The sequence below is a fragment of the Marinobacter sp. genome (assembly GCF_965229985.1).
Lineage (GTDB): Bacteria > Pseudomonadota > Gammaproteobacteria > Pseudomonadales > Oleiphilaceae > Marinobacter.
Map to the genome: position 1 here is coordinate 4,478,832 of NZ_OZ245935.1, position 18,679 is coordinate 4,497,510.

Genomic DNA, 18,679 nt, shown 5'->3' on the forward strand with positions numbered 1-18,679 from the left:
AACCGCCCCGCCTAGTTCTGCATGCGAATGTCGTCTTTCCAGCGAAAGCCCACGCCGCCGGCTTGCCATACGCCATCTTTGTTGAACGGATGAGGGCCGGCCATGTTGATGTATTGCGGCAGGCCAAAGTGGGGTGCCAAGTTCCGCGGGGCCTTGATGGTTACCCGGTCCATGATGCGCAGGCCCTGCTGCTTTGCCGGTAGGTGCGCCTCCGGTGAGGCACGATGGGCGACAGCCCAGTTGTCGATAAACAGCAGATCGCCGGTATCGTATTCGTAGCGAATGCCGTAGCCATCCCTGAAGGAGTCGTTCAGCAGATCATTGTAATCGTTGAACAGTTCCTTCATGGCGGCTTCGTCCAGCAACCGGAAGCTGTCGGCGGGGGCGGGCAGGGTCTTCAGCTGGTCGAGCGTCAGCCCTTCTTCCGGCAGGCGTTCGATTACGGCGCCGGTCATGCCCAGGTGCAGCCACACGCTTTTGCGGCCGGAAATCGGATGGGTATGAACCACGGGGTGGGTCACGCTGGAGGCGGAGTTCACCGACACCAGCCGTTCCCAGAGATCTTGTTTCTCCGGCGGTAGTGAATCAAACGCGGCGCCCTGGTGTGCGAAGTGGGTACCACCGCCATTCTCTGGTGCGCGGGCCATGTAGTAGGCGCTGTGGGAGAAGGTGGCAGCTTCGAAACTGCCATCGTTGTGCCACTGGGGGCCAACGCCGAGAATGCCCTGGCGGCCATCGTTGGAGCAGCGAAAGATGTGCCGGTTTCGGCCCGGCGTTGCGGGGTGAACACCGTGTGTGGAGTGGATATCACGGCCGCCCCACCATTTGCAGGCATCAATCAGTTCTTCGGGCGAGAGGCCCGCCTGGTGCTTGAAAACAATGAACCCGCGATTTGCCATTTCCTCTTCCAGCGCCTTGATAGCCGGTTCTGGCAGCTGGTTGCGCACGTCTGCGCCGTAGATTTCAACGCCAATAGGATCCAGCGGCTTGAGCGCCAAGCCTTCCTGTTCGAGCAGGGCCACATTCTCCGGGTTCAGGGGCGCGACGGTGGAGGTTGGTTCGCGGGGTGTTTCCAGGGGCTGTGCCATAGCGTTCAACTACCATGCTGCTCGTTTTATAGCCAGCGTAACCCAGCGGGTTTTTGAAATTCAAACCTGATATCTCCATGTACATGTTTTGAATTGGGCGAGGTGGCCCTGCGGGGGCAAGACCAATTCGCGTTTGCCTTCGTAGATGGGCCCTCTAGACTGATATAGGTAACTAAAAACCCAGAGGAATGGCCGTGACTCCCAAATCCCTTTTTCGCCGCACAGCGGCATTGATAGCGTTGGCAATGTCCGGATCGGTATTGGCTGCGGATCCGGTGGTGGTGTCGTCGAAAATTGATACCGAAGGCTCGGTGTTGGGGCAGATGGTGTTGCAGTCCCTGGAAGAGGCCGGCATTCCAGTTGAAAACCGGCTCCAGCTTGGTGGCACCAGCATTGTCCGCAATGCCATAAAGGCAGGAGAAATCGATATCTATCCGGAATACACCGGCAATGCCGCGTTTTTCCACGACCAGGCCGACCGGGATATCTGGAAGGATGCCGACAAGGCTTACCAGGAAGCCGCTCGCCTGGATAAAGAGGCGCACAACATTGTCTGGCTGCAACCGGCAGAGGCCAACAACACCTGGGCCATGAGCGTGCGGGGTGATCTGGCGCGTGACAACAACCTGGCCACGCTTGAGGACCTGGCCCGCTATATCAATGAAGGCGGTGCCTTCAAGTTTGCGGCCAGCGCCGAGTTTGTGGAATCCGCCAGTGCCCTGCCAGCCTTCCAGGAGGCCTATGGCTTCGAGCTTGAGTCAGACCAGCTGTTGATTCTTTCCGGTGGCAACACGGCGGCCACCCTCCGCGCGGCGGCGTTGAACAACAACGATGTGAACGGGGCGATGACCTATGGCACCGACGGTGGCCTGGATGCCCTGGATCTGAAGGTGATGGAAGATACCGCCGGCGTTCAGCCGGTCTATCAACCTGCACCCATCGTGCGTGGCGAGGTGCTGGAAACCTATCCGCAGATCCGGGAGGTGTTGACCCCCATCTTCGAGTCGCTGGATCTCGAAACGCTGCAGCGCCTGAATGGCCAGGTGGCCGTTAACGGTGTGCCGGCGGATACCGTCGCCCGGGATTACCTGGATTCCCTGGCCCAGGACTGAGGTTTGTCGATTTTCAGCTCCGTTTCCCCGAACTCCATGCCGAACCGTGTCCTGCCCGTGCTGGGGTTGCTGGCCCTGGCACTGGTCTGGCTTCTGGATCTGGGCGTCATTCAACCCAACCGGATCGTTCCGGGTACCGGGCATGGTCTTTGGTCGGCGGTAGGCGGAGCAGGGGCTGGGCTGGTCTCACTGATTCTGGCGGGCTGCGTTGTGTTGTCTCTTCTGCCGGTGCGCCGCCGGTACCTGCCGCTCCTGGCTCTGGTGGGCCTCTCTCTGGCGCTGCTGCCTCTTTTGCTTGAGGTCTTTGCAGGCCGGCATCTGCCGGAAGAAGCCCCCTATGCCCGATCTTCCATCGGAGCCGGTTTCTGGTGCCTGCTGTTTTTGTTGTCCCTGATGCTGATCGAAATCCTGGGGCGCCTCGGAGGTGGCCGAGGGCTGCAACTGTTGATCCTGGCGGTTATCAGTGGAAGCTGGCTGTGGTTCCTGCGGAGTGACGGCCTGGAGAGTCTGTCTCTGGTTCGGGAGTTCAACGCCCGGCCGGATAAGTTTGAGCAGGCCTTCTGGACTCACATGGCACTGGCTTTCGGTGCGGTCGGCATCAGCGCCTGTCTGGCCTTTCTGCTGGCGCTGAAGATGATTCGCAGTGTGGCCTGGCGCCGGCCTATCCTCGGCGCCGTCAGTTTTCTCCAGACCATTCCCAGTCTGGCGGTGTTCGGCCTGCTCATCGCACCGCTCAGCGCGCTGGCGGCTGCTTTCCCGGCGCTTCAGGCCATGGGCATCCGTGGCATTGGCTGGGCGCCGGCGCTGCTTGCGCTGGTGGCCTACAGCCTGCTGCCGATGGTGCGCAATACCTTCGTCGCGCTTACCGAAGTGCCTGAAAGCCTGGTGGATGCCGGGCGAGGCATGGGGATGAACGAGCGGCAGCTGTTTTTCAAACTCAAGCTACCCCAGGCACTGCCGGTGATGGTGGAGGGCGTTCGCATCACCACGATTCAGGCCATCGGCCTGACGGCGGTTGCCGCGCTGATCGGCGCCGGCGGTTTTGGCAGCTTTATCTTTCAGGGTCTGGGGCAGGCGGCGATGGACCTGGTATTGCTGGGCGCCTTGCCGACGATTGCCCTGGCGCTGCTGGCAGATGCTCTGCTGACCATGCTGGCGGCCAGTCTCAAGCCGATACCGGCGACGGCCTGACAAGAAAAGGGTATGTCCGAATGATCGAACTGAAAAACGTAACCCGCCGCTTCGGCGATGCCGTGGCCGTGGACCGGATCAACCTGACGGTCGAAACCGGGGAAGTGTGCGTGCTGGTGGGCAGCTCGGGCTGTGGCAAGTCCACCACTTTGCGAATGATCAACCAGCTGTTGCCCCACAGCGAGGGCGAGATTCTGGTGGACGGCAAGGACGTTACCGCTATGAACCCGGAGCAGCTGCGGTTGAACATGGGGTATGTCATCCAGGGCACGGGCCTGTTTCCGCACTGGACGGTGGCCCGCAACATCGCCATGGTGCCCCAGCTTCTGAAATGGCCCCGCGAGCGGATCGACGAGCGCGTGCATGATCTGCTGACACTGCTGGATCTCGACCCGGCCACCCACGCCAACAAATATCCTCAGCAACTGTCCGGGGGGCAGGCCCAGCGGGTGGGGGTTGCCCGGGCGCTGGCGGCCAACCCCAATATTCTGCTGATGGACGAACCCTTCGGCGCGCTGGATGCCATCACCCGGGAAAACCTGCAGTTGGAGATGTTGCGCATCCAGAGTCAGCTGCGGAAAACCACCGTGTTTGTGACCCACGATATCGACGAAGCCCTGAGGCTGGCGACCCGCATTGCCGTGATGGACCGGGGCCGCATCATCCAGCACGACACGCCGGAGAACATTCTCCGACGGCCGGCCTCCGATTTTGTGGAGAATCTGGTGGGCAAGCAGGACCGGGGCCTGAAGCTGATGAGCCTGCGCACTGTACGAGACCTGATGCAGAGCTACCCGCAGCCCAGGCAGCCTGAGCCCGGCGCCGACGGCCTCAAGGAAGCCGACAGTCTGAGAGTGGCCCTCTCGATTATGCTCTGGCAGAACTGGAATCAGGTGCCAGTGTTCAATGCCGATGGCGAGGAAACCGGAACCATCACCCGCGAACGCATTATCCGGGAAGGTGCCTGATGCGGATCTGGTTGCCGCCTGTACTGCTGACCGCGCTTCTGTGTGCCCTGAGCGCCGGCATGCCGGTTCTGGAGCCGCTGTTCCAGTGGGTCCAGCCGGATAAACAGAACGTGATCTACGAGCGGGAGAGCTTCCTGTTTCTGCTTCAGAACCATCTGATGCTGGTGGTGATTTCCGCACTTGTTGGAACCGTCGCTGCGGTAGCGGGCGGTATCTTCGCAACCCGTCCCTCGGGCCGGGACTTTCTGCCGCTGGTAAGCCAGATCGCGTCCATCGGCCAGACCTTTCCACCGGTGGCGGTTCTGGCCCTGGCGGTGCCGGTTCTTGGTTTTGGTGAGGCACCGATTCTGGTGGCGTTGATTCTGTATGGCTTGCTGCCCATTCTTCGCAACACACTGGCGGGCCTTGAAGGAGTGGATGCCACCGTCCGGCAGGCTGCGCTGGGTATGGGCATGTCGTCTTTTCAGGTGTTGCTGCAGGTGGAGTTGCCGCTGGCGGGCAGGGTGATCCTGGCCGGCATCCGGACCTCGGTTACGATCAATATTGCCACCGCTGCCATCGGCTCAACGATCGGTGCCCGCACCCTCGGTGATCCGGTGATTGCGGGGCTGGTAAATGGCAACACGGCCTATGTGTTGCAGGGTGCGATTCTGATTGGCCTTTTGGCGCTCACGGTGGATAGCCTGTTTGAAGCCGCTGAGCGGGTCTGGGACCGTCGGTTTCTGCCCCAGACCGCGGGCTAAAAGCCGCGCCGCGGCTGCCCGGTGCTTTAAATACCTTGCTTTGATGTCTAGGCTGAGAGGCATGCACAGCGCAAGGAGCACATCGGAATGAAGTTTCCTTCGAGCACGTCATTTGCACTCCTGGGCGCAGCACTGATCGCAATCAGCTACGGGCTTGCGCGCTTTGCGTTCGGTTTGTTCGTTCCTCCTATCCGGGAAGAACTGGGGCTGGCGCCGGATGTGATTGGTGTGATCGGTGCGCTGCCACTGATCAGTTTCGTATTCGCAACCATGGTTGCGCCGCTCTCGGCAAACCGGCTCGGCGCCCGTAATACCGCCATGGCCTCCGGTATTTTTGGTGTTGTTGGCCTGGCGCTGATCAGTCAAGCGGTGGGAGCTGTTTCCCTTGGAGTTGGTGTGGTTCTCTGTGGCATCTGTACGGGCCTCATGATGCCGGCGCTTACAGCCGCCATGCAGGCGCTGGTGCGACGCTCTCTCCACGGCCGGGTCAGCTCGGTAATGAATGCAGGCACGAGTGTCGGTGTCATGATCGCGGTGCCGACCATACTGTTCCTGGCCGGTGCCTGGCGCTACGCCTACGCTTCCTTTGCGGTGCTGGCGGTTATCGGTGTCGTTGCCACCTGGTTCTTTATTCCGTCTGTTTCCCGTGTTGTCCCCGCCAATGCGGCGCCGGTGCAGCCAATCAGCGCCGACCAGTGGTGGCGCCTGCTCAGGCTCTCGCTGTTCGCTTTCATGATGGGCTTTGTCTCTGCCGCTTATTGGATCTTCGCGCCCGACCTGGTGGTTAACCTCGGGTCCATGCCATCTGACGCCACCGGTTGGCTGTGGTTGGGCGTTGGTATTGCCGGTCTGGGTGGCGCGGTCGTGGCCGATCTGGCCGATCGCAACAATCCGCCGATCACCCAGGCACTGATGCTGATGATGCTGGCTGCGAGCCTGGCGTTGCTGGCTGCCAGCCCCGACAACTTACTGATTTCGGCGTTTTCGGCGCTGGTTTTTGGTCTGGCTTACATGAGTCTGACCGGGCTGTATCTGATGACTGGCATTCGCCTGTTGCCGGGGCGTTTGTCCATGGGGCCGGTGCTGCCATTCATAGCGGTATCCCTGGGCCAGGCGGCTGGCTCGCCGGTGGTTGGTATGCTGGTCGGCGGCGTGGGTTACGCTGATGCCTTTGGCATGTTCTGCGCCATCGGGATCGTTGTGGCCATGCTCTCGCCGTTCTATCCACGGTATCTGGAATATGAGCCGGAAGAAGAGACGGAAGAAGATACCGGTCTGCAGGCGGCCTACGACTATCAGCTTCAGGACGAGGAAGGCGAACCCTATTCGCCGGTTACCGGCAAGACGGAGAGTTATTAGGGGGGATAGCCGGGAGAGCGTTACTCCTCGGGTGTATCGGTCCGCGCGGCCCAGCTGGTGTAGCCGAGGTCCATCACCCGGGCCACTTCCTCATCGGGTATGGCCGAGAGGTCGCCCAGCTCCAGAGTGTCATAGTGGAAGGCGTACAGTCTGGAGGTGAATTCGGCTACGGGCAGGGAGGCTTCGCCGCGCAATTCGCCATTGCCGTGGGTTGAGCAGGTGATGCCCTGGCCCCAGTTCTGGCCGCTGTCGTTGTTGGGGTTGAAGAAATAAACCCGCATCTCGTTCTTTGGGCTGAGGGCGACCCGCAGAATGTTGATGGCGTGTCGGCCAACAAAGCGTGCGGCGCTGTCCGTTACGGCTATCCCCGCTGGCTGGGCGTGAATGACCGGGATGTTGCCGTTGTAGAAGGGGTGGTAGCTCGCGTAGAAATGCCGGATAAAGCCTTCATAGTCCTTTACCTCACCGGTTTTCACATCGGTTACCGCGCGGAAGCCGTGGCTGACCCACCAGCCGTAGAATTCCGGGTTGATCCAGCGGTGGGCGTCGTCGTCGCGGTTTTCACAGCGGCGCCACATTTCGCCGTAGATGCGATCCAGATGAGGGATAAGCACCAGCGACACCGGGTCCACGTCCACCGGTGTGCCTTTCACCAGGCCGGGCTCCAGATCCCGGGAAGAAACCTCCTGGCCTTCGAAGCGGCTCAGCACCTCGTTGTCCCGGGCTGCCCAGGCCAGGACCTGAAGCAGGTAATCCGCCTCGTTGGATGCCCACATGGAAAGGCCAATGGCGGACTGGCAGGTGGGGTTGTTGCCCTGGCCAACACCTAGCGGCTGGCCCAGCAGATTGATAACACCGGCAAGCAGGAACACCCTCGGCGGGCGCGCATCGCCGAATGCCTCGCTCAGGGCCTGATCGGTTTCTGCAGAGGGGCGAAGCTTGATCTGCCGCCACAGGGCCTGGGCAACGGAGGGGGTAAAGAGCGACCCGCGTTCCAGCATCATCGTCAGGCCATACACCGCCTGGCAGGTCTCCGGGTAGATGGCCTCGTCAATCAGGGCATGCACCAGTTCGGTGTAACAGTAGAGATCGTCCAGGCCGGTCATGGTCAGGCCCAGTGTGTTGGGTATCAGATCGTCCTGGCCGGTGGCGCGCAGGAACCTCAGCATCACCGCGTGGTAGGGGGAGGCCAGGCCGGTATCGAACATGCTGCGGGCAAAGTAGGTGGCTTCGGAGGAGAGTGCCACATCGTCCATGTCTTTCAGACGCTGCTCGTAAACGGCAAGGCCCGGGTCCTCTGCGCTGGCAGGTGTGGGGGCAAAGAGCGCCTTTACCAGTCGGGTGGCGTCGGCATTGCGCCGGGTTTTGATGCTGGGGTCGTAGAGGCATTTGGCGATCTGACCGATCATCTCGCAGATGCTGTCCACCTGGACTGGGCCCTGGTCCAGCAAGCGCCAAACCTCTGCCACCAGGCTGTCCAGCAGGCTTTCGTATCCCAGGTGGGAAATCAGATATCGGTAAAGGTCCTGAACAATGGTTCCGAGCTGCTTCGGTCGTTCCCGGTCGGCTTCTGTGAGCTGGCCAGACAGCAGGTCCAGGTTCAGAGCCATTACCTGGGTGAGAAAATGGCGAGCCTGCTCGGCGGAAATGCCCGGATGGAAATAATCGCCACGGGTGACGGCCAGCATGCGCAGCTCGCTGATGGCCTCCACGATGGTGGTGACCGCACCGGCCTCTCGCAGGGAGTGCTTGGCAAGCGCCGGTTGCAGGATGGCCGGTTGGGCCCAGTCGCTGGTGCCGAAAATACCAGCGGATTCCATCGAACGGACCCTGCGGTAGAGGGCGTCGAAGCCACCCGACAGGGTCATCAGCATCCTTGCGCGCTCCAGAAGGCTGAGGCTGGAGGCCTTTGGGTCCGATTTCCGGGCCCGGGCAAACTCGGCCAGCGCCATATCGAACTGCATCAATGCCGGCTTGAGCGCAGGATCCGGGTCTTGGCGCTCCATAGCGTTGACTCCCTTTTCCGTCAGGGCAGAATCACGAGATGGTTGGGTAGTTCATTGCGCTCGTGGGTGGCGGGCACGTGTTCTTTGAGCAGTTTGCCACAGGCGGCAATGCAGTCAAGAAACCCCTGCCGGGTCTGTCCCTGGCGAACTTTTTCGCTGAAGTCCGCGACAATACTCTCCCATACCGAGTTGTCCAGCACATCGGCAATGCCCTGATCCACCAGAATCTCTACATAGCGTTCCGCTTCGGAGACGAAGATCAGCATGCCGGTGCCGCCTTCCGTGTGGTGCAGGTTCTGCTCAAGGAATTGCCGCCGGGCGAGGTTGGAGGCCCGCCAGTAACGCACCTGCCGGGGAATCAGGCGGGTGTTTATGCCCGGCATCCGGAACAGCAGGCTGAGCACGACGAACGTGCCCCACTGCACCAGCATGAGCATGTCGGCTCCGAACCAGTTCCCGAAATAGTTGCCGATACCCGGCACCAGCAGCGCCAGAATGCCGGCCCAGACCAGTGGAATATAGCTGTAGTTATCCGATTGGGCCGTCAGCACGGTTACCAGTTCGGCGTCGGTTTCCCGTTCCACCTTATTGATGGCGGCGGTAACGGCTTCCTGATCGCTTTTGCTTAGTAATGTCATGATTGTGCCATTCTCATTGTCAGGTGAGGGGATTCAGCGCGCGAGCATGCCCATGTGGCGCTACCAGCCACCGGAGGCACCGCCGCCGCCAAAGCCGCCTCCGCCGCCACCAAAGCCGCCACCGCCGAAGCCTCCGCCCCGGCCGCCCATGGCGCCACCCAGCAATGCTGCCCCTAACAGCGCAGCACCTCCGCGGCCACCACGGCCACCGCGGCTGCCGATAAAGAACACCACCGCCATCATGATGATGAAGAACAGCGCGACCATACCGGCTTTGGGCTTCTCCTGCAGTGCAACGGGTTGCTGACTCTGCGGAGCTGCCATGGGCTCGCCGCCGAGTACCTGGATCATGGCGGCGGCGCCGTTAACGATACCGGCCTGAAAATCCCCCTGACGGAACGCCGGGGTAATAATGCGATTGATGATGACCGAGGAGTCGGCATCAGTAAGCCGGCCTTCAAGACCATAGCCCACCTCGATGCGGATTTTGCGTTCTTCCTCCGCCACGATCAGCAGCGCGCCGTTGTCCTCGCCCTTCTGGCCGATACCCCAGTGCCGGCCCAGCTGGTAGCCGAAATCCTCAATCGGATAACCTTGCAAGTTCGGCAGGGTAACCACCACTACCTGTTCGGTGCTGGCCTGTTCATGGGCCTGGAGCATCTGGCTCAGGCGCGATTCCACCTCGGGAGACAACATCTCCGCCCGGTCTACCACCCGGCCAGTCAGTTCGGGAAATTCCGGCGTGGACTGAGCCCAGACGGTAGCTGGCAGCAACACCAGCAATGCCAGTAACAGACTCTTGTTGAGCTGGACAACCATCAGAATTCCACCGCGGGTGCTTCATCCGCGTTTTCTGTGGTGGCTTCGAAGTTGGCGCGGGGCTCGAGATCGCTGTACAGCAGGCTGTGCCAGATCTTGCCCGGGAAGGTTCGCAGTTCGGTGTTGTACCGCTCCACCGCTTGGATGAAGTCCCGCCGCGCGACGGCAATACGGTTTTCTGTGCCCTCAAGCTGGGACTGAAGCGCCAGGAAGTTCTGATTCGATTTCAGGTCCGGGTAGCGTTCTGAAACCGCCATCAGTCGGCTCAGGGCACTGCTGAGCTCACCCTGGGCCTGCTGGAACTGCTTGAGCTTCTCGGGATTGTTGAGAATGCTCTCGTCTACCTGGATTGATGTCGCTTTCGAGCGCGCGTCAATCACCGCAGTGAGAGTTTCCTGCTCCTGCGCGGCGAAACCCTTTACGGTTTCCACAAGATTGGGAATCAGGTCTGCCCGGCGCTGGTACTGGTTTTCCACCTGAGCCCAGGCTGCGGTCACTCGCTCATCGTAGGTGGGGATGTTATTGATCCCACAGCCGCTAAGAAAAAGAACCAACGCCATCAGCGAGGTCAGCCGCCAGAAGTTCCGTTGTTGAAACGGAGTGTGGAGGGTTCCGGTCATAATCTTTCCCTGATGTGGTTGCATGAAGAAGGGCGTCCGCCCGGCCAGCGGGCGAAGGCAACGGTTCAAGTCCCAATATTGGGACAAAACCCTTGTTTTCAAGGCGAAAACGCTATCGATCGGCTGTAACCTTGGCAGCGAATACCCGCCGTCGCGAACACAATGGATGAAAGCGTCAGACTCCTCAATCCACTTCTCGATGTTGCGAATCAGGCTGTCTACCTCCCGGCGGATACTCACCAGCCAAGTCGCTAGCGAACAGATCGCCTGGTCGCTCAGATCGTGCTTGAGATAAAACGCCTGATCCTCCTGATGCTCCGCGTTCTGCTTTCTAAGGCTCTTCCAGGTCGAATATCATGCCTTCATATGTGCCCGATACTCTCCCTGTCGCTCCAGCATCCAGCCCGGATACTCCGCCGGCAGGCGGCTGACTTCATCCAGGGCCGCCAGTTCGTCAGTTGAGAACCGGATCTGTGCCGCCAGGAGATTGTCCCGCAACTGGTCTATCCGCTTGGCTCCGACAATAACGCTGGTCACGGCGTCCTGGTGCAACAGCCAGGCAAGCGCAATCTGAGCCACGCTGACGGGCTGGCCATCGACCTTCTTGCCGGTGGCAATCTCCCGCATCACGGCGATGACAGCATTGCCGCGCTCCCGGTTGACCGGTGGGAAATCAAACTTGGCGCGTCGGTTTTCTTCGGACACGTCCGGCCCCTCGTACTTGCCGGAGAGGTAGCCGCCTGCCAGCGGGCTCCATACCATTAGGCCTATGTTTTCAGACTCCAGCATTGGGATCACTTCCCGTTCGAGATCCCGGCCCACCAGAGTGTAGTAGGCCTGCAGTGAAAGAATAGGGCACAGGAGGCGGCCCCGAGTAATGCCAACGGCTTTCATCACTTGCCAGGCGGCCCAGTTCGACAGGCCGACGTAACGGACATGGCCTTGTTGCACCAGCGTATTCAGTGCCTCCAGGGTTTCCTCAATCGGCGTGGCCGGGTCGAAACCGTGGATCTGGTACAGATCGATGTAATCGGTTTGCAGTCGCTGCAGGCTGGCCTTGCACTCACTCATGATGTGGCCGCGGGATGCGCCACGGGCGTTGGGGCCTTCGCCCATCGGGCCGAGCACCTTGGTGGCTAGTACGACATCTTCGCGGCGAACGTCCAGATTCTTCAGGGACTGGCCCACGATACGCTCACTGGCACCACCGCCGTACACGTTGGCTGTATCGAAAAAGTTGATGCCCGCGTCCAGGGCCATCTTCACCAGCTCATCGGCCTGTTCCTGCTGCAACTGGCCGATCAGCCCCCACATATCATTCCCGCCGCCGAAGGTCATGGTGCCCAGGCACAGTTCCGATACAAACAGCCCCGAGTTGCCCAGCGTTCTCAGGCGCAGGGAGGCGTCATGGGTGGATTGGGGTAGGTTGGGTGTTGTCATAGCCGATCACCTCTTCGTCATGGAAGAACCTGCCGAAGCAGGGCCGTCGATTCATACTAGGCGATGCACGGCCAATCGGGCTGGCGGAAACTATCAGAGGATTGCACAATCCTCTCAACCTAGTGTCAGACCGGGGATGCCCCTGCTGAAGTGCGGCGCCGGACAGTCTATGATCCCATCAGACGAGGAGGCCAACATGACTGCCCAGCCTAACGTGATTCCAATGCAACCTGACAACCCATCCCTGGGCCGGCTCCGTGATCTTGTCGAGCAGCAATGGCAGACCCACGGCCCGGAAAGCGCGATCGACGGTTTGCGGTTAACCCGCGCCCTGGAACCCAGCGGCACCATCCGGGCCCTTTACCAGACCTCGTTCTGCATCGTGTTGCAGGGAGCCAAGGTGACGGCGGTTGGGGAGTCGGCCTTTCATTATCGCCAGGGCGAGTGCCTGCTGGCGTCCGTCAATGTGCCAGTGAACTCCCGGATTGTGCAGGCCGCCCCGGACAAGCCGTATCTGGCGCTGAGCCTGTCAATTGATCCGGCGATGATTTCCGAGCTGCTGGTGACCCACCCGGAAATGGCGTATCGGGGCCCGAAACAGCCAGCACTGGTCACGGCCGGGATGCCGGACGAGCTGTACGATCCTGTCATCCGCCTGCTCCGGTTGCTGGATCAACCGGAGGATCGTGAAGTGCTGGAGCCGCTTGTCCGTAGGGAAATCTGTTGGCGTGTATTGCGCTCGCCGCTGGGGCCGGCCCTTCAACAGATCGGCCTGAAAGACAGCGACACCGCCCGCATTGGCCGGGTAACCGCCTGGATGCAGGCGAACTACCAGCAGCCCTTCCGGGTGGCGGAACTGGCGGCGATGGCAAGTATGAGCCCGGCGACCTTCCACCGGCATTTCAAGAGCATCACCCGGTTAACGCCCGTGCAGTTCCAGAAGCTGGTGCGCCTGCAGGAAGCCCGACGGCTCCTGTTAAATGATCAGGAAGTGGCGAGTGTTGGCTACCAGGTGGGCTATGAAAGCCCGTCCCAGTTCAGCCGCGATTATCGCAAACTGTTTGGCGCACCACCGGGCCGGGACAAGGCCGTGATGCGGTCCAGTGTGGCGATTGAGAGTGGTGTTTGAGGGGGATTGCCCGCCCAGTCATCCCCACTCGCCGCGCGCAGCCTCCGCCTCACGGATCGCGGGGCAGTAGTCCATCGGGCTGAGTTCGATGCCCCAGCCCAGCTCCTCGCCCATACGCGGACTACACAAAGCACAAACCCCGACATAAGCCGGGGTCTGTAGTTGGAGGGAGTGAAAGGGCGGGAGCCTTACTTCTTCAACCCCATCTCCTCGATTGAAATCTCCCGCATCTTGAACTTCTGGATCTTCCCGGTGACGGTCATCGGGAATTCATCCACGAACTTGTAGTTCTTCGGGATTTTGAAGTGGGCGATCTTGCCCTTGCAGAAGGCCTGCAGGTCCTCGGCCGTGACGGGCGCCGCATCCGGAGCCAGCTTCACCCAGGCAATCAGCTCTTCGCCGTATTTGTCATCGGGAATGCCGGTTACCTGTACTTCTTCGATGGCCGGGTGGGTGTAGAGGAACTCTTCGATTTCTTTCGGGTAGATGTTCTCACCACCGCGGATGACCATGTCCTTGATGCGGCCAACGATCTGGATGTAGCCCTCTTCGTCCATGGTGGCCAGGTCACCGGTGTGCATCCAGCCAGCATCGTCGATGGCTTCGCGGGTTTTCTCTTCGTTGTTCCAATACTTCAGCATCACGCTGTAGCCACGGGTGCAAAGTTCACCGATCTCCCCGCGCGGAACCACGTTGCCGGTGCCTGGATCGACAATCTTGGTTTCCAGGTGCGGCTGGGTGCGGCCCACGGTGGTCACCTGCTTCTCGAACGGATCAAGGGAGCTGGTCTGGGTGGAAACCGGGCTGGTTTCGGTCATGCCGTAGGCAATCTGAACTTCCTTCATGTTCATCTTGCCGTTGACCTTCTTCATCACCTCCGCCGGGCAGATGGAGCCAGCCATGATGCCGGTGCGCAGGGTGGAGAGGTCGTAGGTCTCGAACTCAGGCTCAGCCAGTTCGGCGATGAACATAGTGGGCACGCCGTACAGGGCGGTGGCCTGCTCCTGGTGCACGGCCTGGAGTACAGACTTGGGCTCGAAGCCTTCGCCCGGATAAATCATGGTGGAGCCATGGGTGATGCAGCCCAGGTTGCCCATGACCATGCCGAAGCAGTGGTACAGCGGCACCGGGATCACCAGGCGGTCCTTCTCGGTCAGGAGCTGGCTCTCGCCCACAAAGTACCCGTTGTTCAGGATGTTGTGGTGGGTGAGGGTGGCGCCTTTCGGGTTGCCGGTGGTGCCGGAGGTGAACTGGATGTTGATGGGATCATCGAACTGCAGTTCGCCCTGGCGTTTTACCAGATCGTCCTGGGATACGTCGCTTGCGAAGCCGACGAATTCCTTCCAGGTCCACATGCCATCGTGCTTGTCTTGGTGCACGTTGATTACCGCACGCAACTCGGGCACGTGGTCGGCCTTGAGCTTGCCGGGGGCGCTGCGCTTCAGCTCCGGGGCCAGCTCGTAGATCATCTCGCGGTAGTTGGAGGCTTTGAAGCTGTCAGCCGTTACCAGGGTGGTGATGCCAGCCAGGTTCAGGGCGTATTGCAGTTCATGCACGCCGTAAGCCGGGTTGATGTTCACCAGGATGGCACCGACCTTGGCGGTGGCGAACTGGGTAACGGTCCACTCATAGCGGTTGGGGGACCAGATGCCCACGCGGTCGCCACGTTTGACGCCAATGGCCATGAAGGCACGTGCGGCTTCGTCGACCTTTTCAACAAACTCTTTGTAGGTCCAGCGAATGTCCTGGTGCAGGCACACCAGGGCTTCGTTGTCCGGGTACTTCTCGGCGGTGCGGTCGAGCATTTCACCGATGGTCATGCCCAGCAGGGGCACTTCCGCGGTTCCGCTTGTATAACTTGGTAGAGTCTTGCTCATATCTCTGCCTCCATTGTTTTTGTATTCGAGGGCGAGCAGGGTGGTTTACCTGCTAGCGACTCTGACTGTGATATTCGGGGTTGGGTTGCATATCGCTGGCAATCGCCACGCGGTTGGACATGTTGTAGAAACCGATCAGGTTGCTGAGATCCCAGATGCCGCGGTCGCTGAGACCGGCATCCCGCAGGGCCTGGATGTGGTCTTCGGTAACGGTGGCCGGTGAGCGGGTAAGGTGGGATGCAAAATCCAGCATGGCCCGCTGGCGCTTGTCCAGCTTGGCGCTGCGGAAGTTCATCACCATGTGCTCACCCAGCTGGGGGTCGCCGCTCAGGACCCGCACGGCGGCGCCGTGAGCAACCAGGCAATAGAAGCATTTGTTCTCGGAGGAGACCACCACGGCGACCATTTCCCGCTCCAGTTTGGAGAGTTCACCCTCGCCAAGCATCAGCTCGTTGTACAGGCGGGTGAAACCTTCCAGTTGTTTGAGGTTCTGGCTGTAGGCGGTGAGTACGTTCGGGATCATGCCCAGCTTTTCCTGGCAGATCTGGAAGTACTTCTGGGTGTCCTCTGGCATCTCGCTGATCTCCGGGATTGGGAGATCCAGGGCGACTACGTTTTTCTTGCTCATTCTTGGCTCCTAGCCTTCTTGTTCGGTGCTTTGGCGGGCGGGAACAGCTTCCCAGGACACGCTGTAAATACGTCCCTGTACGCTTGACTGCAGCATCCATGCTGCAGACAGTCCTGGGAAGCTGTTCCCGCCCGCCAATTTGATCATTGGCAGTTGCCGCCGAGTGCCTGGCCGACTTTGGAACCGTTGTGGCGGTTCAGCTGGCCACAGATCCAGTCGCCTGTGGCGACAAGCTTTTCAAGATCGACGCCGGTTTTGATGCCAAGGCCGTTAAGCAGGTATAGCACGTCTTCGGTGGCTACGTTGCCCGAGGCACCCTTGGCGTAGGGGCAGCCGCCGAGGCCGGCGACGGAGGCATCGATGACGCTGACGCCTTGTTCCAGCACCGCATACAGGTTGGCCAGTGCCTGGCCGTAGGTGTCGTGGAAGTGCGCAGCCAGTTTATCCATGGGCACGTGCGCAGCGACGGCTTCGAGCATGCGTTTGGCTTTGATCGGTGTGCCTACGCCAATGGTGTCGCCCAGGGAGATTTCGTGGCAGCCCATGTCGTACAGGGCCTTGGCCACGGTGGCCACCTGTTCCGGGGCGATGTCGCCCTCGTACGGGCAGCCCATGACGGTGGAAACGTAGCCACGCACGGGGATGCCGTGTTTGCGGGCCTCTTCCACCACCGGGGCGAAGCGTTCGAGGCTTTCGGCGATGGTGCAGTTGATGTTCTTTTTGGTGAAGGATTCGGACGCGGCGCCGAAGACGGCCACTTCGCCGACCTTCGCTGCCAGTGCCCCCTCAAACCCTTTCAGGTTCGGGGTGAGGGCGGAGTAGCGAACGCCAGCCTTGCGATTGATGCCGGCCATCACCTCGGCGGCGTCGCCCATTTGTGGCACCCATTTCGGGGACACGAAGCTGGCGGCCTCGATGTGGCTCAGGCCGCTGTCTGCCAGGCGGTCGATCAGTCCGGTCTTGATGGCGGTGGCGATCACCGGGCCGGGCTCGTTCTGGAGTCCGTCCCGGGGGCTCATCTCAACCAGGCGAACCTGTTTGGGAAAGGCCATCAGCCTGCCTCCTCTTGTTTCGCTTCAGGGTCATTCACCTCAATGGCAATTAGCTCAGCACCTTCGGAAACCTGGTCGCCTTCGGCGAAGAAAATCTCGGTGACCACGCCGTCAGCCGGGGCCTTGATGGCGTGCTCCATCTTCATGGCTTCCATGATCACCAGGCTCTGGCCAGCGGTGACCTTGTCGCCGACCTTGGCCTGCACGGCGACGATGGCGCCGTTCATGGGCGCGGCCAGGCTGCCGTCGCCGGCCATTTCCTCGAAGCCGTAGCTTTCCTTGTACACGTTGCAGTTGAAGGTATCGCCTTCGTAGAACAGCACCAGTTGGTCGTTGTGCAGGTTGCCGTGGATGCTGATGCGGTGGCCGTTGATGACCGCCTGCAGATAATCGTCGTCCAGGCGGGCGGTGAGGTTGTAGACGCTGTCGCCCACATACACCTGATAACGGTCATCGCGCTCCAGTACCTTGAGGTCGTGAATCTCTTCACCAACCTGCAGTTGCAGTGGCTGGGCGTATTCGGAGTTCATGCGCCAGCTGTTCTGGCGGCCGAACGGTGACCAGGGGTCGGTGCTGACCACTTCCCGGGATTTGCGCTGCTCCAGTACAAAACCGGCGGCCAGTACCAGGGCCTTGTGGGTGTCCAGCTTGGATTTCGGGAACAGCAGCTCCCGGTGATCCTCGATGAAACCGGTGGTCAGGTCCGCTTCCCGGAACGGCTGTGCGTCGGCCAGGGCGTGCAGGAACCGGATGTTGGTCTTCACGCCGGCAATGCGGTAATGCTCAAGGGCCTGGACCATGCGGTTGATGGCCTGGTCGCGGGTTTCGTCCCACACGATCAGCTTGGCGATCATGGGGTCGTAGTGGATGCTGATGTCGTCGCCTTCGGTCACACCGGTGTCGACCCGCACGTGGGCGCTTTCATCCGGAGTGCTCAGGTAGCGCAGGTTGCCGGTGGCCGGCAGGAAGTCCTGGTCCGGATCCTCGGCGTAGATCCGCGCTTCCAGGGCGTGGCCCCGGGTTTTCACCTGGGACTGTTCCAGTGGCAGGGCATCACCCCAGGCCACTTTCAGCTGCCACTCCACCAGATCCTGGCCGGTAACCATCTCGGTCACCGGGTGCTCGACCTGCAGTCGGGTGTTCATCTCCATGAAGAAGAAGGAACCGTCCACGTCGTACAGGAATTCAACGGTGCCGGCACCCACATAGTTGATGGCCTGGGCGGCGCGCACGGCGGCCTCACCCATGGCCTTGCGGGTGTCTTCGCTCAGGCCGGGGGCCGGGGCTTCTTCCAGGACTTTCTGGTGGCGGCGCTGCACGGAGCAGTCACGCTCGGCCAGGTACACGCCCTTGCCATCCTTGTCGCAGAACACCTGAATCTCCACGTGCCGTGGCTGGGTCAGGTAGCGTTCGATCAGCATGTCCGGGTTGCCGAAGGCGTTCTGGGCTTCGCGCTTGGCGGCCGCCAGGGCATCGTCGAACTCGCCCATGTTATTCACCACGCGCATGCCTTTGCCACCGCCACCGGCGACGGCCTTGAGCAGCAGCGGGAAGCCGCATTTCTCGGCTTCGGCCCGCAGGGTTTCAACGGACTGGTCGTCGCCGTGGTAACCGGGCACCAGGGGTACGCCGGCTTTTTCCATGATGGCCTTGGCCGCAGACTTGGAGCCCATGGCGGCAATGGCCGAGGAGGGCGGGCCAATGAAGACAATGTTGTTGGCTTCACAGGCTTCGGCGAATGCGGTGTTTTCCGAGAGGAAACCGTAGCCCGGGTGAACGGCCTGAGCGCCACTCTTCTTGGCAATCTCAATGATCTTTTCAGCCCGCAGGTAGCTATCGGAGCTGGGCGCGGGGCCGATGTGGAAGGCTTCGTCGGCCATGGCCACGTGCCGTGCATTGGCGTCGGCCTCAGAATAGACGGCGACGACGCGAATGCCCATGCGGTGGGCGGTTTGTATGATCCGGCAGGCGATTTCGCCCCGGTTGGCGATCAGTATCTTGCTGAACAT

General features: G+C 60.9%; 16 protein-coding genes and 1 pseudogene. 6 read left to right on the forward strand and 11 right to left on the reverse strand.

The genetic code is table 11. The features are described from left to right. Positions 1 to 11: 11 nt before the first annotated feature. Positions 12 to 1,088: a TauD/TfdA dioxygenase family protein gene (locus tag ACO06L_RS20675; RefSeq protein ID WP_202347234.1), complete on the reverse strand. Its 1,077-nt coding sequence runs from the start codon at positions 1,086 to 1,088 to the stop codon at positions 12 to 14. A gap of 188 nt (positions 1,089 to 1,276) precedes the next feature. Here ACO06L_RS20675 and osmF point away from each other — a divergent pair, with 188 nt between their 5' ends. The 5 genes from osmF to ACO06L_RS20700 all read left to right on the forward strand — a co-directional run bounded on the left by osmF (position 1,277) and on the right by ACO06L_RS20700 (position 6,461). After that, positions 1,277 to 2,200: a glycine betaine ABC transporter substrate-binding protein OsmF gene (gene osmF / locus ACO06L_RS20680; protein ID WP_202347235.1), complete on the forward strand. Its 924-nt coding sequence runs from the start codon at positions 1,277 to 1,279 to the stop codon at positions 2,198 to 2,200. A 36-nt stretch (positions 2,201 to 2,236) separates the two neighbouring features. Then, positions 2,237 to 3,391 carry an ABC transporter permease gene (locus ACO06L_RS20685; protein ID WP_202347440.1) on the forward strand — a complete coding sequence of 385 codons (1,155 nt, stop codon included), beginning with the start codon at positions 2,237 to 2,239 and terminating at the stop codon, positions 3,389 to 3,391. A 20-nt stretch (positions 3,392 to 3,411) separates the two neighbouring features. Beyond that, positions 3,412 to 4,359 (forward strand): ABC transporter ATP-binding protein, encoded by a 948-nt coding sequence (locus tag ACO06L_RS20690; RefSeq protein ID WP_202347236.1) that lies wholly within the window; start codon positions 3,412 to 3,414, stop codon positions 4,357 to 4,359. Next, on the forward strand, positions 4,359 to 5,102 hold the full coding sequence (locus ACO06L_RS20695; protein ID WP_064227301.1) for an ABC transporter permease: 744 nt from the start codon (positions 4,359 to 4,361) through the stop codon (positions 5,100 to 5,102). Before ACO06L_RS20690 ends, ACO06L_RS20695 begins: the two co-directional genes overlap by 1 nt. An 87-nt stretch (positions 5,103 to 5,189) precedes the next feature. Further along, positions 5,190 to 6,461, forward strand: coding sequence for an MFS transporter (locus tag ACO06L_RS20700; protein WP_202347237.1), 1,272 nt, complete (start codon positions 5,190 to 5,192; stop codon positions 6,459 to 6,461). Between the two features lie 20 nt (positions 6,462 to 6,481). Here the strand turns inward: ACO06L_RS20700 and ACO06L_RS20705 are convergent, their stop codons facing one another. The 6 genes and pseudogenes from ACO06L_RS20705 to ACO06L_RS20730 all read right to left on the reverse strand — a co-directional run bounded on the left by ACO06L_RS20705 (position 6,482) and on the right by ACO06L_RS20730 (position 11,984). Further along, entirely contained in the window at positions 6,482 to 8,467 is a 1,986-nt protein-coding gene (locus ACO06L_RS20705; protein ID WP_202347238.1) for a hypothetical protein, read from the reverse strand. 20 nt (positions 8,468 to 8,487) lie between these two features. After that, the gene (locus ACO06L_RS20710; RefSeq protein ID WP_202347239.1) at positions 8,488 to 9,105 is read right to left on the reverse strand and encodes a TPM domain-containing protein; all 618 of its coding nucleotides are present in this window, start codon (positions 9,103 to 9,105) and stop codon (positions 8,488 to 8,490) included. A 60-nt stretch (positions 9,106 to 9,165) separates the two neighbouring features. Beyond that, the gene (locus tag ACO06L_RS20715; protein WP_064227305.1) at positions 9,166 to 9,924 is read right to left on the reverse strand and encodes a TPM domain-containing protein; all 759 of its coding nucleotides are present in this window, start codon (positions 9,922 to 9,924) and stop codon (positions 9,166 to 9,168) included. Next, complete coding sequence (locus tag ACO06L_RS20720) at positions 9,924 to 10,484, reverse strand: LemA family protein (RefSeq protein ID WP_227715941.1); 561 nt, start codon at positions 10,482 to 10,484, stop codon at positions 9,924 to 9,926. The genes ACO06L_RS20715 and ACO06L_RS20720 overlap by 1 nt, the downstream gene beginning before the upstream one ends. Positions 10,485 to 10,718: 234 nt before the next feature. Beyond that, positions 10,719 to 10,841 (reverse strand): annotated as a pseudogene (locus tag ACO06L_RS20725) (DUF2959 family protein); the annotation flags it as partial. A 57-nt stretch (positions 10,842 to 10,898) separates the two neighbouring features. After that, positions 10,899 to 11,984, reverse strand: coding sequence for an aldo/keto reductase (locus ACO06L_RS20730; protein ID WP_202347241.1), 1,086 nt, complete (start codon positions 11,982 to 11,984; stop codon positions 10,899 to 10,901). Between the two features lie 196 nt (positions 11,985 to 12,180). Between ACO06L_RS20730 and ACO06L_RS20735 the strand changes: the two genes are divergently transcribed. Next, positions 12,181 to 13,113 (forward strand): AraC family transcriptional regulator, encoded by a 933-nt coding sequence (locus ACO06L_RS20735; RefSeq protein WP_202347242.1) that lies wholly within the window; start codon positions 12,181 to 12,183, stop codon positions 13,111 to 13,113. Between the two features lie 188 nt (positions 13,114 to 13,301). Here ACO06L_RS20735 and ACO06L_RS20740 read toward each other — a convergent pair whose 3' ends face one another. The 4 genes from ACO06L_RS20740 to ACO06L_RS20755 form a co-directional block, all read right to left on the reverse strand. Beyond that, positions 13,302 to 14,990, reverse strand: coding sequence for an AMP-binding protein (locus ACO06L_RS20740; RefSeq protein ID WP_202347243.1), 1,689 nt, complete (start codon positions 14,988 to 14,990; stop codon positions 13,302 to 13,304). Positions 14,991 to 15,042: 52 nt separating this feature from the next. Continuing rightward, entirely contained in the window at positions 15,043 to 15,618 is a 576-nt protein-coding gene (locus ACO06L_RS20745; RefSeq protein ID WP_202347244.1) for a peroxidase-related enzyme, read from the reverse strand. A 143-nt stretch (positions 15,619 to 15,761) separates the two neighbouring features. Next, on the reverse strand, positions 15,762 to 16,670 hold the full coding sequence (locus tag ACO06L_RS20750; protein ID WP_202347245.1) for a hydroxymethylglutaryl-CoA lyase: 909 nt from the start codon (positions 16,668 to 16,670) through the stop codon (positions 15,762 to 15,764). Then, positions 16,670 to 18,679 (reverse strand): acetyl/propionyl/methylcrotonyl-CoA carboxylase subunit alpha, encoded by a 2,010-nt coding sequence (locus ACO06L_RS20755; protein ID WP_202347246.1) that lies wholly within the window; start codon positions 18,677 to 18,679, stop codon positions 16,670 to 16,672. Before ACO06L_RS20755 ends, ACO06L_RS20750 begins: the two co-directional genes overlap by 1 nt.

Excerpts from the sequence above, each read along its gene's own strand:
- ACO06L_RS20675 (WP_202347234.1), bottom strand. The coding sequence starts at position 1,088 with ATGGCACAGCCCCTGGAAACACCCCGCGAACCAACCTCCACCGTCGCG.
- osmF (WP_202347235.1), top strand. The coding sequence starts at position 1,277 with ATGGCCGTGACTCCCAAATCCCTTTTTCGCCGCACAGCGGCATTGATA.
- ACO06L_RS20685 (WP_202347440.1), top strand. The coding sequence starts at position 2,237 with ATGCCGAACCGTGTCCTGCCCGTGCTGGGGTTGCTGGCCCTGGCACTG.
- ACO06L_RS20690 (WP_202347236.1), top strand. The coding sequence starts at position 3,412 with ATGATCGAACTGAAAAACGTAACCCGCCGCTTCGGCGATGCCGTGGCC.
- ACO06L_RS20695 (WP_064227301.1), top strand. The coding sequence starts at position 4,359 with ATGCGGATCTGGTTGCCGCCTGTACTGCTGACCGCGCTTCTGTGTGCC.
- ACO06L_RS20700 (WP_202347237.1), top strand. The coding sequence starts at position 5,190 with ATGAAGTTTCCTTCGAGCACGTCATTTGCACTCCTGGGCGCAGCACTG.
- ACO06L_RS20705 (WP_202347238.1), bottom strand. The coding sequence starts at position 8,467 with ATGGAGCGCCAAGACCCGGATCCTGCGCTCAAGCCGGCATTGATGCAG.
- ACO06L_RS20710 (WP_202347239.1), bottom strand. The coding sequence starts at position 9,105 with ATGACATTACTAAGCAAAAGCGATCAGGAAGCCGTTACCGCCGCCATC.
- ACO06L_RS20715 (WP_064227305.1), bottom strand. The coding sequence starts at position 9,924 with ATGGTTGTCCAGCTCAACAAGAGTCTGTTACTGGCATTGCTGGTGTTG.
- ACO06L_RS20720 (WP_227715941.1), bottom strand. The coding sequence starts at position 10,484 with ATGGCGTTGGTTCTTTTTCTTAGCGGCTGTGGGATCAATAACATCCCC.
- ACO06L_RS20730 (WP_202347241.1), bottom strand. The coding sequence starts at position 11,984 with ATGACAACACCCAACCTACCCCAATCCACCCATGACGCCTCCCTGCGC.
- ACO06L_RS20735 (WP_202347242.1), top strand. The coding sequence starts at position 12,181 with ATGACTGCCCAGCCTAACGTGATTCCAATGCAACCTGACAACCCATCC.
- ACO06L_RS20740 (WP_202347243.1), bottom strand. The coding sequence starts at position 14,990 with ATGAGCAAGACTCTACCAAGTTATACAAGCGGAACCGCGGAAGTGCCC.
- ACO06L_RS20745 (WP_202347244.1), bottom strand. The coding sequence starts at position 15,618 with ATGAGCAAGAAAAACGTAGTCGCCCTGGATCTCCCAATCCCGGAGATC.
- ACO06L_RS20750 (WP_202347245.1), bottom strand. The coding sequence starts at position 16,670 with ATGGCCTTTCCCAAACAGGTTCGCCTGGTTGAGATGAGCCCCCGGGAC.
- ACO06L_RS20755 (WP_202347246.1), bottom strand. The coding sequence starts at position 18,679 with ATGTTCAGCAAGATACTGATCGCCAACCGGGGCGAAATCGCCTGCCGG.